The sequence below is a fragment of the Pseudoalteromonas luteoviolacea genome (assembly GCF_001696455.1).
In the GTDB taxonomy this organism is placed as follows: Bacteria; Pseudomonadota; Gammaproteobacteria; order Enterobacterales; family Alteromonadaceae; genus Pseudoalteromonas; species Pseudoalteromonas luteoviolacea_C.
In genome coordinates this window covers 1009522-1025156 of the sequence record NZ_MAUJ01000001.1, presented here as the reverse complement: position 1 = coordinate 1025156, position 15635 = coordinate 1009522, and the positions used below count along the sequence as shown (strand labels likewise).

14 protein-coding genes and 1 pseudogene are annotated in these 15635 nt (G+C 41.9%); 6 read left to right on the top strand and 9 right to left on the bottom strand.

Annotated elements, in window-relative coordinates:
* Nucleotides 1-28: 28 nt before the first annotated feature.
* From A7985_RS04360 to A7985_RS04345, 4 genes are all read left to right on the top strand, one after another.
* Nucleotides 29-1900, top strand: coding sequence for a DUF885 domain-containing protein (locus A7985_RS04360; RefSeq protein WP_065789170.1), 1872 nt, complete (start codon nucleotides 29-31; stop codon nucleotides 1898-1900).
* A gap of 99 nt (nucleotides 1901-1999) precedes the next feature.
* The gene (gene amt / locus A7985_RS04355) at nucleotides 2000-3898 is read left to right on the top strand and encodes an ammonium transporter (RefSeq protein ID WP_218061279.1); all 1899 of its coding nucleotides are present in this window, start codon (nucleotides 2000-2002) and stop codon (nucleotides 3896-3898) included.
* A gap of 31 nt (nucleotides 3899-3929) precedes the next feature.
* A complete protein-coding gene (locus A7985_RS04350) occupies nucleotides 3930-4907 on the top strand; it encodes an MBL fold metallo-hydrolase (protein WP_065789169.1) in 978 nt (325 codons plus the stop codon).
* 60 nt (nucleotides 4908-4967) lie between these two features.
* Entirely contained in the window at nucleotides 4968-5438 is a 471-nt protein-coding gene (locus A7985_RS04345) for a macro domain-containing protein (RefSeq protein ID WP_370671157.1), read from the top strand.
* Nucleotides 5439-5520: 82 nt separating this feature from the next.
* Here the strand turns inward: A7985_RS04345 and A7985_RS04340 are convergent, their stop codons facing one another.
* The gene (locus tag A7985_RS04340; RefSeq protein ID WP_065789167.1) at nucleotides 5521-6111 is read right to left on the bottom strand and encodes a LysE family translocator; all 591 of its coding nucleotides are present in this window, start codon (nucleotides 6109-6111) and stop codon (nucleotides 5521-5523) included.
* A gap of 106 nt (nucleotides 6112-6217) precedes the next feature.
* Between A7985_RS04340 and A7985_RS04335 the strand changes: the two genes are divergently transcribed.
* Nucleotides 6218-6661, top strand: a complete 444-nt coding sequence (locus A7985_RS04335) for an Lrp/AsnC family transcriptional regulator (protein ID WP_218061278.1) — start codon at nucleotides 6218-6220, stop codon at nucleotides 6659-6661.
* 221 nt (nucleotides 6662-6882) lie between these two features.
* Nucleotides 6883-7155, top strand: coding sequence for a hypothetical protein (locus tag A7985_RS04330; protein WP_065789165.1), 273 nt, complete (start codon nucleotides 6883-6885; stop codon nucleotides 7153-7155).
* Between the two features lie 109 nt (nucleotides 7156-7264).
* Here the strand turns inward: A7985_RS04330 and A7985_RS04325 are convergent, their stop codons facing one another.
* The 8 genes and pseudogenes from A7985_RS04325 to A7985_RS04290 form a co-directional block, all read right to left on the bottom strand.
* Nucleotides 7265-7738 carry a peroxiredoxin gene (locus tag A7985_RS04325; protein WP_065789164.1) on the bottom strand — a complete coding sequence of 158 codons (474 nt, stop codon included), beginning with the start codon at nucleotides 7736-7738 and terminating at the stop codon, nucleotides 7265-7267.
* 125 nt (nucleotides 7739-7863) lie between these two features.
* Nucleotides 7864-9533: pseudogene (asnB, locus tag A7985_RS04320) on the bottom strand (asparagine synthase B).
* 203 nt (nucleotides 9534-9736) lie between these two features.
* Nucleotides 9737-10399, bottom strand: coding sequence for a pyroglutamyl-peptidase I (gene pcp / locus A7985_RS04315; RefSeq protein ID WP_065789163.1), 663 nt, complete (start codon nucleotides 10397-10399; stop codon nucleotides 9737-9739).
* Nucleotides 10392-11414: a DUF979 domain-containing protein gene (locus A7985_RS04310; protein WP_065789162.1), complete on the bottom strand. Its 1023-nt coding sequence runs from the start codon at nucleotides 11412-11414 to the stop codon at nucleotides 10392-10394. The genes pcp and A7985_RS04310 overlap by 8 nt, the downstream gene beginning before the upstream one ends.
* Nucleotides 11411-12151: a DUF969 domain-containing protein gene (locus A7985_RS04305; protein WP_065789161.1), complete on the bottom strand. Its 741-nt coding sequence runs from the start codon at nucleotides 12149-12151 to the stop codon at nucleotides 11411-11413. The genes A7985_RS04310 and A7985_RS04305 overlap by 4 nt, the downstream gene beginning before the upstream one ends.
* On the bottom strand, nucleotides 12148-13083 hold the full coding sequence (locus A7985_RS04300) for a biotin-dependent carboxyltransferase family protein (protein ID WP_065789160.1): 936 nt from the start codon (nucleotides 13081-13083) through the stop codon (nucleotides 12148-12150). The genes A7985_RS04305 and A7985_RS04300 overlap by 4 nt, the downstream gene beginning before the upstream one ends.
* On the bottom strand, nucleotides 13077-13733 hold the full coding sequence (gene pxpB / locus A7985_RS04295; RefSeq protein ID WP_065789159.1) for a 5-oxoprolinase subunit PxpB: 657 nt from the start codon (nucleotides 13731-13733) through the stop codon (nucleotides 13077-13079). Before pxpB ends, A7985_RS04300 begins: the two co-directional genes overlap by 7 nt.
* Nucleotides 13734-13903: 170 nt before the next feature.
* Nucleotides 13904-15418, bottom strand: a complete 1515-nt coding sequence (locus tag A7985_RS04290; protein WP_065789158.1) for a leucyl aminopeptidase — start codon at nucleotides 15416-15418, stop codon at nucleotides 13904-13906.
* Nucleotides 15419-15635 lie beyond the last annotated feature (217 nt).

The window sequence follows — 15635 nt, the reverse complement described above, 5'->3', positions numbered from 1 at the left end:
ATCTAATAAAGAGTCAGGAGAATAATAAATGTATAGATCATTAATTGCGCTATCAATTGCAGCAATATTGGCCGGATGTCAGGCAAATAATTCACAAAACCAATCTAGCCAACAGGTTACACAAAAAGCTGTGGCAACTATTAGTAGTGTCGAAAAAGAAACAAAAAGAATCAATCTGTGGTTCGCTGAAAAGTATGAACAGCAACTGAAAATGAGTCCTATGCGAATGACGATATATGGACGAAAGGATAGGTACAGCGAAATAGATGATGTGACGATTCAGGGGGCACGTCGGGACTTGGCATGGTTAGCGGGCACTGTGGCTGAATTGCGGTCGCAATTTGACTACAGCAAACTGGATGCTGAAGCTCAGATATCTTATGACTTGTGGATATATCAATATGAACAACAAAAAAAGGATCTTGAGTTCATAAGCAATAATTATGTTTTCACGCATATGTATGGCATACAGTCTTGGGCTACGCAGTTTATGATGAACTTTCATAAGGTCGATACGCAACAAGATATGGAAGACTACAATAAACGTCTAATTGCGATATCCCGCGCTTTAAACGAGCTACTTGCACAAACACAAGACAAAGCTAAGAAAGGCATCCGTACGCCTAAGTTTTCTTATGAGGGCGTCATTAAACAATCCAAAGCCATGATCATGGGTGCGCCATTTTCAGAGGGTGAAAAAGATGCACCGTTGTGGGCTGACGCCAAGAATAAAATAAATGGGTTGCTGGACAAAAAAATCATTACGCAGCAGGTTGCAGATCAGTTGTTGTCTGATACGAAAAAAGCGTTGACCACTGAATATAAAGAGAGTTACGAACATCTAGTAAGCTGGTTTGAAAAAGATATGTCTAACCTTAAACAAGCTGATGGGTTCGGTGTTGGAAACCAACCTAACGGTGAGGCTTATTATAATTATCGACTGGCAAATCAAACATCAACAGATTTAACAGCGGATGAAATTCATCAAATAGGTATTTCTGAAGTCGCAAGAATTAAAGGAGAGATGCTGAAGGTTATTGAACACGTAGGGTTTGAAGGTGATTTACAGGCATTTTTCGAGTTCTTCAGAGCCGATGAGCAGTTTTTCTATGAGAATAATGACATAGGCAGGCAGGGGTACATTGATGATTCAATTGCGTATTTGGATAAAATCAACGAAAAGCTTCCTGAATACTTCGGAATTTTGCCAAAATCAGAATTGGTAGTTAAGCGCGTAGAGCCCTTTAGAGAACGCCCAGGCGCTGCACAACACTATATGCCAGGGACTAAAGATGGCAGCAGACCGGGTGTGTATTACGCACATTTAATCGATATGACAAGTATGCCAAAGAATAACATGGAAGCAATTGCATACCATGAAGGCAATCCCGGACACCATATGCAATTATCAATCGCTCAAGAATTGGAGGGCATACCAGAGTTTAGAACGAAGGCAATGTTTACCGCGTATACTGAGGGGTGGGGCTTGTATGCTGAACTATTGGCTAAGGAGATGGGGGCCTACGAAAACAGCTACGGTGATTTTGGTCGATTGGTCAATGAAATGTGGCGTGCGGTCCGTTTAGTCGTCGACACGGGCATTCATGCAAAAGGTTGGACTGAAGAACAAGCCGTTGCTTACTTTAAGGAAAATACGCCAATTCAAGATACATCCATTCGTTCTGAGGTGCATCGATATATGATCAATCCCGGGCAAGCGACCTCTTATAAGATTGGAATGAACAAGATTTTAGAGATGAGAGAGCAAGCCAAAAAAGACCTCGGTAGCAAATTTGATATTAGAGGCTTTCATGACACAATTTTGGGCGGCGGTGCCATGCCGCTTTCATTGCTTGAGAAACGGGTGAATAACTGGGTCGAAGCACAAAAGCGCAATTAGTGTGGTCCTGCGCGAAATTTCTTAAAGGCCTTAAGTGGAGAAAATTAAGGAGCTTAGCTAAGCTCCTTTTATACTCCTCAAGATTTTGGGCTAGGTTTTTTGCAAAACATTGAGATAGACCCACAAACGATCTCTATTACATGGACTTTACTGTGTACTGCGCTCGTATTGCTAATGCAGCCGGGATTTACTTGTTTAGAAAGCGGCCTAGTTCGTAACAAAAATAATATTAATGTTGCCCTTAAAAACGTCGCTGACTTTTGTATTAGCGGTGTGTGCTTTTGGATGATTGGTTATGGGCTCATGTATGGCGCCAGCGCAAATGGGTTTTTCGGTACCAGTCAATTTGCATTAAATAGTTTCGACAATCCATCTGTTTTAGCTTACTTCCTATTTCAAATGATGTTTTGTGGGACAGCCGCGACAATTTTGTCTGGCGCAGTGGCAGAGCGAATGCGCTTTTCAGGTTATATAATTTGCTCGTTTATTACTGCTACGTTGCTATTTCCTGTTGTTGGACACTGGTCTTGGCATGGAAAGCACTTTGAACAGTTACCGCTTGGTTGGCTGCTAGAACTTGGATTCATTGATTACGCAGGTGCAACCGTAGTGCACTCAGTAGGCGGTTGGATAGCGCTTATCGCGCTGATAATCGTTGGCCCTCGACTTGGCAAGTTTACGCGAGAAGGTGAGCCAAAAGAAATGTACTGTCAAAACTTACCACTTTCTGCCCTTGGTACATTCCTTTTGTTTATTGGGTGGTTTGGTTTTAATGGCGGCAGTGTCAGCAGCCCGAGTACAGAATTGGCACGGGTATTTTCAAACACCGCATTATCTGCATGCGCTGGTGGCGTTAGTGCGCTGTTGCTGTCTTGGAACTTGCATTCCATGCAAGGCATTCGATATGTCTTAAATGGGCTGTTAGCTGGTTTGGTTGCGATTTCTGCGTGTGCAGATTTAGTGAATTTACCCTCTGCAATCGTGATAGGTGCGATTTCAGGGTGTATTAGTGTGTTACTCGCTGACTTTTTAGAGAAGTTTAACATTGATGACGTAGTCAGTGCTGTTCCAGTACATTTAGGCGGGGGGATTTGGGGAACCATAGCCGTTGCTTTATTTGTACCTTTAGAAAAGTTAAGGCTTGAAACTCATACTGAACAACTCCTAGTGCAGTTAACAGGCGTATTCGCGTGTGCTGCGTGGGTTTGTGCAATCGGTTTCGGTTTTTTATGGCTTGTTAATCAAATTCACCCATTAAGGGTATCGGCACAGACCGAAACCATCGGATTGAACTTTGGTGAACATGGCATGAAAGACGAGTTAATTGACCTAATGGAGCAGTTTGACAAAATAGCGAAAAATGAGAGTAATGTAACGCATGTGAATGTGGAGCATGGTTCAAGCAATGCTTCGTTGTGCATGACATATAACTATCTGCTTGATCATACTAGCCGACACTTCAAAGCAAGAGAAGATGAACTGCTGCGATTGGCAAGCTTAGACCCGTTGACGGGAATTGCAAATAGGCGTGTTTATGACCAGGTTTTGTCTGAAACATTTGAATCTGCGCAAAAGCAAAAGTCAGGTTTTTGTTTATTGATAATTGATGTCGATAATTTTAAACAATATAACGATCATTACGGGCATCAACTCGGGGACTATTGCTTACAAAATGTTTGTCAGGCGTTATCCAGTAAATTGAAAGTCAAAAAAGGTTTGCTGGCGCGAATTGGGGGTGAAGAGTTTGCCATAATTTTGCCCAATACAAATGAAAAAGCAGCTAAGGAGATCGCTCAAGATATTCGCGTTGCAGTGCGCGCACTAGAGATACCGCACAGCAAGGGGAAGGATGAATTTGTCACCGTCAGTATTGGAGGGTCAAATTGGGAGCCCAATGATGAGGTAAACCCTCAATTATTATTTGATGAAGCCGATATGGCACTCTTTCGAGCTAAGGCTGCGGGCAGAAACCAAGTACGCTTTAATGGAGAGGATTGAATTAACCATAACTAAAACTATAAGGAAAAAAATGAGAATAAAAATATTAATTGCCAGCCTTGTTTTGACTGGTTGTAGTACGACCAGCATGTCCAATTCTCCTTTGGATAAAAGGGAGCTTGCTAGAAAGCATGACATTACAACTGCTCCAAGTTTATCGGGTGTGCCATGGGTGCGTGGAGCGCAGGATTGTAGTAGAGACACACAACCAATTATGGACGTATTTCACTATGATGTTAGTACAGCCATTATTAGACAAAATAAGTGTGTTACTTTTGAAGCCCCATTTAGTTATGTATTAGTCGGTAGTGAAAAAGTAATGGTCGTCGATACAGGAGCGCTTGCGGATGAAAAGGGGTTCTCATATGCTGAGGCGCTACTAACCGTGATGGGTAAGAGCACTTTTGAACAAAAAGAGACTTTAGTTGTTCATTCTCATAGTCATAGCGACCATCACCAGGGGGATGCGGGCTTTGAGCGCCTAAACAATACAAGAGTAATCGCACCTCAGATGGAACAGGTGCAGGCTTTTTTAGAAACGTCAGATTGGCCAAACGGGCAGTTTTCTCTGGATTTGGGAGGTCGGCTGGTTACGATTTTACCCACACCAGGTCACCAAGAAGAAGCCATAACCATATATGATCATAAAAACAAGTGGCTTATTACAGGAGACACCTTGTACCCTGGTTTAGTGTATGTAAAAGATTGGCAGGCATACAAAACGAGTATTGCTAAGCTAACCAAGTTTGCGCAGCAAAATGAAGTAACAGCCATACTAGGTGGCCATATAGAAATGACCAAAAGTTCTGGTAAATACTATCCTATTGGTACGACATATCAGCCAAATGAAGCACCGTTACCTTTGTCTGTCGCAGATCTTTATGAGTTAAACACAGCGCTACAAAAAAGTGAAAAAGAACAAGCAATGATTTTTAAATCATTCGTTATTCAACCAATGAGCATGTTGCAAAAATCAATTAGCAATATCTTTAGATGGGTAACCAATTAAAAGCGACCTAATAATATGAATGACTTGTCAATAATCAAGGGCGATATAACGTGCGCGAGTGTGGATGTTATTGTAAACGCGGCCAATCCTAAAATGTTAGGAGGTGGTGGCGTTGATGGGGCGATCCATCGCGCGGCAGGACCCAAGTTGCTTGAAGCATGTAAAAAAATAAAATCTACAAATGGCGTACGCTGCCCTTTTGGTGAGGCAAGAATAACCATTGCTGGCAATCTCCCTGCGAAGTACGTGATTCACACGGTAGGTCCAATTTATCGACAAGCACAAAACCCCGAAGCCACTTTAAAATCAGCGTATTTCAATTCACTCCAACTGGCAGTAGAGAACGATTGTAAGTCCATTGCTTTTCCTGCTATTTCGTGTGGAGCTTATGGCTATCCACTCGAAGAAGCAGCACATATTGCTGTGTCTACCAGCATGCCTTTTGTGAAGAATGGCCTTCGTGTTGTCTTCTATTTATTTGACGAAAGCCTTGTAAAAATATGGAAAGAGGCTGTAAGCCAGATTGAATAACAATTAAACTAGAACAGGATATGAAAAAAGATGAAGGGGGTATGTGTAAACATTTACATATCCCCTTACCTGGTATTGTGGTTTAAAGAATGGTTGGTAACACAGACATAACAAGTAAAAGTGCCAAAAAGTAATTTAGAAGCTGTACCTTACGTTTGTTTTTTAAGGTTTCAGATAGCTTATCTCCTGCCAGTAACCAAGAGAGAATGCAAGGCAAGTTAATCAAGGTGAATATCATCGCCACCAATAATGTAGACTCTAACTTGAATGACGGGGCGTATACAGCAATGGCAGAAAGGGCCATAGACCATGCTTTTGGATTTACCCACTGAAAAAGTGCTGCCTGTAAAAAAGTCATGGGTTTCGCCTGCGATTGGTCTGTGTTAATAGCTGAAGAGCACGCAATTTTATAAGCGAGAAATAGTAAGTAAATGGTACTTATCCATTTTAGCCAGTCATACAGTACTGGTACGTGCTTAAAAACCTCCCCGATGCCTAAGCCGATGGCCAATATCATAACCATAAACCCTAGGTTTATCCCAAATAGTAAGGAAAGACAGCGCCTTGTGCCAAATGAGATACCAGAGCTGAGCAAAATTAGGTTGTTTGGCCCCGGAGAAATGGATGATACAAACGCAAATAGCGCCAATGCGGATAGTAATTCTATATTCATTGGTATAACCTCTAAGTATTCTTTATAACAACTTTACGTTTTTTATTGCGCAATTAGGCCGCGTAATGAATTGATAAAATGAATATGTGAGCAATGAAAAATGGAAATGGATAGGTTTAACGAAATTATATTGCGAGAGCTTTCTCGAGATGGCCGCATTTCAAATGTTGAGCTTGCAGAAAAAATAGGGCTTTCTCCTTCTGCTTGCTTACGAAGAGTACAGGAACTTGAATCCAAAGGGGTCATTAAAGGGTATCGGGCAATATTGGATGGTGAGTTATTGGGGGTGCAGTTCATTGCTTATGTCGGTGTGGGTCTTAGAGATCACTCAACACCAGCTCAGCGAGCTTTTGAAGAAGCAATTGAATTAGCCGACGAAGTTAAAGAGTGTCACAATGTTACAGGTACTTTCGAATATTTATTACGAGTAGAGACAACTAACTTACAAGCCTACAAAACTTTTCATGCTGATGTACTGGGAGCCATTCCTCAAGTCAGTAATATCACTACGCATGTAGTGATGGACTCAACTAAAGACGAAAGAGCTTGAGCGAGCAAGTTAATCAGTTGGTGAGAGCGCTGCTGTTAGCATATGTCGTATCGGCAATATGGCATGCGCAGTAATTAAGGTAAATCAGAGCGTAGTAACGCGTTACCCGCAAATATAGAAGAATTTTGTCATTGATCGTTACGTTAGCTGAATAGATTAAATTTTTTGATACGGTATTATGAAATGTTATGTAGTACAAGCGTTGGTTCAGAGGTCTCTTAGTGACAGAACTGTTTGAAGGGCTATTTTATACTGTTGCAAGAGTGATATTAGGCATATTAAGGTTGTTACACTTTCTTGCTTGGCACATTGGGGTCTCAACAATAGGTTGGTCGATTGGCTGGTATTTTTATCGCACTATATCAATCGGCTTTTTTCCGGGTGAAAGTTTGGATGATGAAGAGTCATGTCATTGGTTTAAGGCACTGGTTATTGAACTCACGGGGTTAGTGATTTTAATATCTGTGATCAGGGTATTGAGCAGTGTGTTGTAAAGATAACTGCCATCGCAAACTTTTACCTTCAATGCGGTTTGCCCACAAAACAGTTAGGTGTGAAAAATGAATAAAGCCGTTTTCAATTGAAGACGGCTTTATTATAAGGTTATAAAAGCTCTAAAATGACTTCGGCTTTAGATACTTCAAATGTTTTTGGCTCTTCTAGATTTAGCGTTTTGACAATCCCGTTTTCAACGATCATCGCGTAACGTTGTGAGCGCACACCGCCAAAACTTTCGGTATTCATTTCGAGGCCCAAGGCTTTGGTAAAGCTTGCGTCACCGTCACCTAGCATACGGATTTCTTCTGCATTGTGTGCTTCACCCCAAAACTTCATAACAAATGCATCGTTCACGGATACACAAAAGATTTCGTCAACGCCTTGCGCTTTAATTTTATCAGCAAGGGTTACAAAACCGGGTAGGTGAGATGCAGAACAGGTTGGTGTGAAAGCGCCAGGAACGGCAAAAACCACCACTTTTTTGTTTGAAAATAAGTCGTTAGTTGAATACGTTTGCATACCATCAGCAGTTAATTCAGATAGTACTGAAGCTGGGATATTTTGTCCTTGTTCAATCATGTGCTTTTCTCTTTGTATTGAATTAAGTGCAGTGTATTACTTTCTTTGGTATTAAAAAACCAACTAGTAGCAAGGTTATAGAGAAATATTGCCCGCAGCGTTAAACCGCAGGCAAAAAAGCGATGCTAGTCGTTTTCGTAGGCATCATTGTGAACATTGGCAGCACGACCAGATGGGTCTGCATTTTCTTCAAAGCTTTTATCCCAAGCAAGTGCTTCGGGTGTTGAACATGCAACTGACTTGCCGTGCGGAACACATTTAGCGGCTGCGTCACCAGGGAAGTGCTCCTCAAATATAGTTCGATAAAAGAATGCTTCTTTGCTATCTGGAGTATTTATAGGGAATCGATATTGTGCATTTGCAAGGTCTTGATCGGAGACCTGTGCTTCAGCATATTCTCTCAAAGAGTCTATCCAAGAGTATCCGACACCGTCTGAAAATTGCTCTTTTTGGCGCCACAATACGTCATCAGGTAAATAACCGTCAAATGCTTCACGGATGATATGTTTTTCTATCCGCCCCTCTTTACACATTTTATATTCTGGGTTTGTACGCATGGCGACATCGACAAATTCTTTATCTAAAAACGGCACTCGCGCTTCTACACCCCAAGCAGCCATAGACTTATTCGCTCTCAAACAATCAAACATGTGCAGCTTAGATACTTTTCGGTTTAGCTCTTCATGAAACTCTTTACTATTTGGAGCCTTGTGGAAATATAAATACCCGCCAAACAGTTCATCCGCACCTTCGCCAGACAGCACCATTTTGATCCCCATTGCTTTAATGTATCTTGCCATCAAGTACATAGGCGTTGATGCTCGTATAGTAGTAACGTCATACGTTTCTAGGTGATAAACAACTTCTTTCAAAGCATCAATACCTTGCTGAACGGTGAAGTGAATAGGGTGATGAACCGTACCAATGCGGTCAGCAACTTTTTGCGCTGCGGCTAAATCTGGTGAACCCTCTAACCCAATAGAGAATGAGTGCAGTTTAGGCCACCAAGCGTCGCTCGCATCATTATCTTCAACACGTTTTGCTGCATATTGTTGTGTAATCGCTGAAATTACTGAGGAATCTAAGCCTCCTGATAATAGGACGCCATAAGGCACATCACACATCAACTGCCTTTTAACTGCGGACTCTAGCCCTTCTTGTACGTCAAGTGCACTTGCAGCATTGTTTTGTACAGATTCAAAGTTTTGCCAGTCTCTTTGATAGTACTTGTGATATGAGCCTTCTTTTGAATACAAATAATGGCCAGGAGGAAACTCCTCAATTTGCGTGCATATGGGCGTTAGCGCTTTCATCTCGCTGGCCACATAAAAGTTACCATGCTGATCTCTACCCGTGTAGAGCGGAATGATACCAATATGGTCTCGACCAATTAAATAAGCATCATTTTCTTCATCGTAAAGACAAAAAGCGAAAATGCCGTTTAGGTCATCTAAAAATTCAGGACCTTTTTGTTTATAAAGCGCCAAATGATTTCACAGTCTGACTTAGTTTGAAACTCAAAAGGGACACTCAGTGTCTCTGCTAGAGATTTATGATTATATATTTCGCCATTAACAGCTAATACATGAGTTTTTTCTGGGTTGTATAGCGGTTGTGCACCACTTCCTACGCCTACAATCGCAAGTCTTTCGTGAACTAAAATTGCTTTATCGCTTGCATATACTCCGGACCAATCTGGGCCTCGGTGTCTAAGCTTTTTCGACATCTCTATCGCTTGAGATCTTAATTTATCAGGTGAACCTTTAATTTCTAAAACACCAAATATTGAACACATAATATCCTCATTCCTGTTTATATTTTTTGAAACATCTTTTGGTGATGCTGCCAGTGCAGTATTGTTGTTGTAGTGATATTTTTACTGCTTAAAACATATAATTATCAGAAAAATATGCATAAGTCACATACAAAACTTACAGGTTGACGAGTGTAATTTGGTGCCATTTTGGTGCGTAAATGCACCAAAATGGAAAGGGGGGGTTAATGAGTAGTGCCTGCTGCTATCTCAAGATCTTGATCGTGTATCAAAGCGGAAGAGATCATAGATTTTAGGGCTGAAATCACGGTTGACTGAGCCATACTGGGCGCACCGTTGTGGTGCACTGCTTGACTTGGCAAATACGGAATATGGATAAATCCGCCCTTAAGATTTTGCTTGTGATTCTCTATAAAATGGCAAAGACCATACATAACATGATTACATACATAAGTACCTGCTGTATTTGAAATGCTGGCTGGTATTTGGTTTTCATGCAAATCCCAAAGCATTCGTTTTATAGGCAGTTTAGCAAAAATAGCAGCCGGTCCATCTTTGACAACGGGTGTGTCTATTGGCTGGTGGCCAGCATTATCTTGAATTCGGGCATCATTAATATTGATAGCGATTCGCTCTATACTGATGTCACTTCTTCCTCCTGCTTGTCCTACACATAAAACAAGCGCAGGTTCATGCAGGGCTATGTTGTTATAGAGTGCCTCAAGGGATGTATCAAACTCACACGGTAATTCACGCGTGACGACAACATGACCTTCAATAATGAGCCCTTCCAGTTGTTGCACGGCTTGCCATGACGGGTTTACTTTCTCGCCGCCAAATGGCTCAAAGCCAGTGATCAACACGATTGGGTGATTTGCATTAGTCATTAAAGATAACTCCATACATGAGGAAAATATTGATTATCAAGAGGGCGATTGCTGTCGGGATCTGTACCTTTATTACTTGATATTTATCTTTCAAATCTAGCAGGGCTGCTGGCACAATGTTAAAATTAGCCGCCATTGGCGTCATCAGGGTCCCGCAATAACCCGAATACATACCAATTGCTACCAAAGGAGCAGGGCTAGCACCATGGCCTTGAATTAAAAATGGAACAGCAATACCCGCTGTCATAACAGGGAAGGCCGCAAATGCGTTGCCCATGATCATTGTAAATAATGCCATGCCAACACAGTACAAAACGACTAACATGAAGCGGTTATCAGGAGAGATGAATAAAGTCACAATGTCCTGTATGGCTGTGCCAGTATTTGCCACAATAAAGACTCCGCCCAACATGGCAAGCATTTGCGGAAGAATAGCAGCCCACCCGATGGAGTCGACCAGTCGCCTTGATTCGCTGAGGGCTTGAAAAGGACTACCTGACGTAAACTTCCAAGCGACAAGTAACGCTCCTCCGCACGCCAGTGTTAGAGACGCTAGGGTTAAATGGTTTTGGTCAAAAATAAATATGCCATCAATATTGGTACCGCCCAAAAATAAAGTACAAATTACAGTAATGATTGGAATTAAAACGGCAGGTATGAAAAGTTTATTACCAATATTTTGTGAGTGCTTTTCCAGCTCGTCCTCACTTGGCATCGTGTATGTGCCCATCGACACTAGGCCCAAGCCAGCGAGTGCAGCAATGAATAATACACTTATACCCACCCACTGATAGGTTATGGTTTCTCCGACCAAAGTGATTGACAAATCTCCAAATAGAAAAACGTTACCAAATAACATCCAAAATAATGCCGTAGTTAGGCGTTTGGGATGATTTTTATCTTGTAAGGTTTTTACTACGAGGAATAGAACAACAAACCCTATTAACAGGTAAATATTGTCAATGGAAAGTAATGCTGGCTGAGCGCCTTGGTTACTCGAACTTACTGCGCTCATGCGGTCTCCTCGCTGTCGATCGATTTATTATAATTTGTTGAGCTGTTCTTCAATTCCGCAATTTTATTACAGATTTTGGCTTCGAGCCTTGCTAGCCTAAACAGGTGTACAATCAAAGCCGCAATGGCTGTTGGTATTGCCCACAAGCCGATATGTAGCGGCTCTATACCTGCGATACCATTTTCTTTCAAAAATGCATCCATAAGGAGTACGGCACCAAATGCGATAAAGATATCTTCGCCAAAAAACACTGCGATATTGTCGCACGCCGCCGAGTGAGCGCTAATCATATCTTTAACCTCTTTAGGCAATTCACCATGGACGTTAGCAGCAGCGCCAAGCGCCATTGGCGCTAAAAGAGGGCGAACCGTTTGCGCTTGGCCAGCTAAGCTTAAAAGCCCCAGTGCGGCAGATGTTTCTCTTACTACAAAATAAACACTTAAAATTCGTGCGGTTGTCGCACCCTTGATACTGGCAATCCAGTTTTTGGCTCTATTTTGTAATCCATATCGTTCAAGAATGGCGATGACAGGTAGGATCAACAGAAAACTCGCGAGTTGTCTTGAGTTCATAAATTTTTCGCCAAATGTAGCAAGTAATTCGGCAAAATTTAGATCCACAGCCCAGCCAGTAATTAAGCCAGCTGCGGTAACAACTAGTAATGGGTTGAAGCGAAAGGCAAAGCCTAACACGACAACGAGTATCCCAGTTAAGGGCAATAAATTAAGTTCACTCATACTATATTCTTATCGTTGTTGTTTATGGCGATTTTAAACTGCGCAAGGTGTTGGCGCTGTATTTGTAAAGCATTTGTTGCATCTTGACGCGTTACTAACTCAAAAGCGCAGTGTTGGCCTGGTGCAAGTTGGCTTAAGTGTCTTAAATCAGCTTCGATGACTTGCGCGATGATAGGGTAGCCTCCAGTTGTTTGACAATCATTGCTCAGGATAATGGGTTTTCCATTAGGCGGCAATTGCACTACGCCGGGTGTTACAGCCTGACTAGGTATGCTTTGCGCATGGCACAGATCTCGCTCACTTTCCATACGAATCCCCATCCTATTACTTTGAGGAAGAACTTGCCAACATTGAGTAAATAAAAGTTGATACTGCACGTCACTTATTAAGTCACAATGGGGACCTGCCATTACGCGAATTTTTTTGTCGTACAAAGGTTGAGCAGCACCTACGCTTGGTAACGCTGAATACCGCTCGTAATGCAGAACATCCCCTTCTTTAAGCGCGTGCCCAGAAAAACCGCCGAATCCGGCTTGAAGATCCGTTGAGTAGGAGTCTAAGATTTGGTTTAATTTAAATCCCCCCTGAACAGCCAAATAAGCCCTTAGTCCATCCTTGCTAGAACTAAAAGTCAATTTGTCCCCAGCTGATGCTGAATATCGCCAGCCACTCTCAAGCTGTTTACCATTTAGCCTCGCTGCTAAGTCTGCACCCGTTATCGCAAAATTGGTAGATTCTAAGAATTCAAAATGGCACAAGCCGACAGTAATCTCTATAACTGGAGTATTATCTTCATTGTGAAGCAGTGCATTAGCGTAATTCATCGCTAGCGGGTCGAGTACTCCCGTTTGAGAAACCCCTAGGTGCCTATAGCCCTGACGACCAAAATCTTGTACACAGGCTTGAATCCCTCCCTTTAGAGTTTTTAACATATGCTCTCCTTGCTTGGTATAAACTTCACAATATCTCCTGGTTGAAAAATACTTGGTGTGTTTGAGTGAGGATCAAAAAGTGTCATGCCTGTATGACCTATAAGACGCCAACCTCCTGGTGACTCACTAGGATAAATTGCGGTAAGATCCTCTGCAATCGCAACTGAGCCTTTAGGTACATGTGTTCTCGGTGATTCTAGTCTCGGTAAATGAAGTTGTTTATCTAATTCCCCCAAATAAACGAAACCCGGTAAAAACCCCAAAAATTTAACTTGGTAAGTTTGGGACGAGTGAAGCTCTACAACCTGAGAAGTTGATAAATCAAGTAGGTTCGCAACATTGATTAAATCTGGACCTTGCTCACCTCCGTACTGAGTGATGATCTCATGTGTTACCGGTTGGTACTCTTCAGGCTCGATATTTTCCCATGCTAGTTGCATTTTTTGCAGCCAAAACTCAGGGTCCTGCGAATGCATTAAGTAGCCCGTGATAGTAGTCTTTGCAGGAACAATATCTATAAAGACTCGTTGTTGCCGCATCCATGTATGCATTGCAAATAGTTTATTTTGCTGCTGCTGTGATAAGGTCGCTTGGGCGATGTCGATTACGAGTGCACGCTCACCCAAAATATAGGTCTTGTTGTTTGTCATTAAATTGTCTTTACAGTGATTTGAACACGACTTTTTTATTATATTTAGGTTGTCATTACATTTTGGTTGCGCGTTCAATATACATTTTTGGAAGAAGTGTGACCATACGATAAAAGGGTATAACACATACGAAAAGGCCATGCATCAGCATGGCCTTTATTATGAGAAAATTAGTTACCGCTTAATAGCCATTCACTTAATATTCTTACACCGTAGCCAGTACCACCTGCTGGCACTTCATTTTTGTTTTTCTTTGTAATCGCATTGCCTGCGATATCGATGTGAACCCATCGAGTGTCGCCTACAAACTGTTGTAAGAACGTTGCAGCTGTCGTCGCGCCAGGCCCATAGGAACCAATGTTTGTTAAATCAGCAATGTCAGACTTAAGTGCATCTTTATATCCTAGAGGAAGTCGCCAAACTTGTTCGTTTACCGTTTTACCAGCAAGCGTAAACTCTTTAACAAGCTGATCATCTTCAGAGAAAATAGCTGAGTAGTTATTGCCAACAGCGCGTATTTTTGAGCCAGTAAGTGTTGCTAAATCAACCATTATCTCTGGCTTGTAGAATTGACGAGCATACCAAAGAGCATCACTTAAAATAAGCCGGCCTTCTGCATCCGTATTCAATACCTCTACGCTTAAGCCTTCAGCTGTACGAAGTACGTCACCTGGCGCAAAAGAGTTTTCAGAAACCATATTCGCAGCCATTGGCATGACAGCAACAACGTTAACGTCTGCTTTTGCCTTTGCCATTGCTTGAACTGTACCAAGTACAGCAGCAGCGCCAGCCATATCCACTTTCATAAGGGCGATAGATTTGCCAGTCTTAACGTTGTAACCACCAGAGTCAAAAGTAATACCTTTACCTACTAGTGCAATAGGCGTGTCATTATTACCTTTGTAATGTGCGATAACCAATCTAGAACCTTGAGCACTGCCACGCCCAACAGCTTCCAGCGCGCCCATACCTAACTCTTTAATTTCAGCAGGCTCTAGCACCTTTACTTCAACGCCGTACTGTTCAAGTTGCTTAGCTGCATTTGCAAAGTCCACAGGTGTCATTTCTGATGCTATTTCAGAGGTGAGATCGCGCGCTAAAAAGACGCCTGATTGAATGTGTTCAAGTGTTAAATATTCTTTCGCGGCTTTGCGCTTGCTATCTACGTCAATACTATAATTAACGTTAAAAGTGTTCGGCTCTTTTTTGTATACTTCGAAAGTATGGTCTCGAAGGTTAATACCATGGGCAAGTTGAGCCGCTAATTCTGAGTTATTGATCTCGCCATCAAAGTCCTCAAATGCAATCGCAACGGTATCCGACTTTTTATCTTCTAGTTTGGCATGCAGGTTACCGCCAAGTTTGGCCATTTTACTCGCGTTTAGCTCATCTTCTTTACCTAATCCAACAACGAGAATACGTGCATAATTAGAAGAAACGGGCGCCAGTACTTCTACTGTCTTACCAAATTTACCTTGGAACTTTTCGCTTTCCAGTGCTTTGCTTAATTGTGCTCTAGTCGCCTTATCTAAAAATTTGAATGCAGGCTTTTGATCTTCAGTCTTAAATACAACTAAAGAATTTGCTTCTTGCAGCTTTGAAGTGAATTGAATGTCAGCTGCTTGAACAGCGGTTGATGCGCCTAAAGCAACGGCAATTGTTGAAAAACGAGAAATAAAAGACATGTTAAAAACCCTCTGGATATTGAGTGACAACGTTTTACCTTATTTTCAATGGCATATTAATTGAATGTCGTTGAATTGCTTGGATTCTAGGTTAAGTTGCGATTGCAACTGCTTTTCGCCCACGGTGATTACAGTGTAGCAATTGATTATGTGCTTCGCTGAAGATCGAAAACGGCACATATTCAGGCTGTTGATTGTTTTTACGTTGCAATTAACT

Bases quoted from the DNA above. Each gene is read 5' to 3' on its own strand.
- A7985_RS04360 (WP_065789170.1), top strand. From the start codon at position 29: ATGTATAGATCATTAATTGCGCTATCAATTGCAGCAATATTGGCCGGA.
- A7985_RS04350 (WP_065789169.1), top strand. From the start codon at position 3,930: ATGAGAATAAAAATATTAATTGCCAGCCTTGTTTTGACTGGTTGTAGT.
- A7985_RS04340 (WP_065789167.1), bottom strand. From the start codon at position 6,111: ATGAATATAGAATTACTATCCGCATTGGCGCTATTTGCGTTTGTATCA.
- A7985_RS04335 (WP_218061278.1), top strand. From the start codon at position 6,218: ATGGATAGGTTTAACGAAATTATATTGCGAGAGCTTTCTCGAGATGGC.
- A7985_RS04325 (WP_065789164.1), bottom strand. From the start codon at position 7,738: ATGATTGAACAAGGACAAAATATCCCAGCTTCAGTACTATCTGAATTA.
- pcp (WP_065789163.1), bottom strand. From the start codon at position 10,399: ATGACTAATGCAAATCACCCAATCGTGTTGATCACTGGCTTTGAGCCA.
- A7985_RS04310 (WP_065789162.1), bottom strand. From the start codon at position 11,414: ATGAGCGCAGTAAGTTCGAGTAACCAAGGCGCTCAGCCAGCATTACTT.
- A7985_RS04305 (WP_065789161.1), bottom strand. From the start codon at position 12,151: ATGAGTGAACTTAATTTATTGCCCTTAACTGGGATACTCGTTGTCGTG.
- A7985_RS04300 (WP_065789160.1), bottom strand. From the start codon at position 13,083: ATGTTAAAAACTCTAAAGGGAGGGATTCAAGCCTGTGTACAAGATTTT.
- pxpB (WP_065789159.1), bottom strand. From the start codon at position 13,733: ATGACAAACAACAAGACCTATATTTTGGGTGAGCGTGCACTCGTAATC.
- A7985_RS04290 (WP_065789158.1), bottom strand. From the start codon at position 15,418: ATGTCTTTTATTTCTCGTTTTTCAACAATTGCCGTTGCTTTAGGCGCA.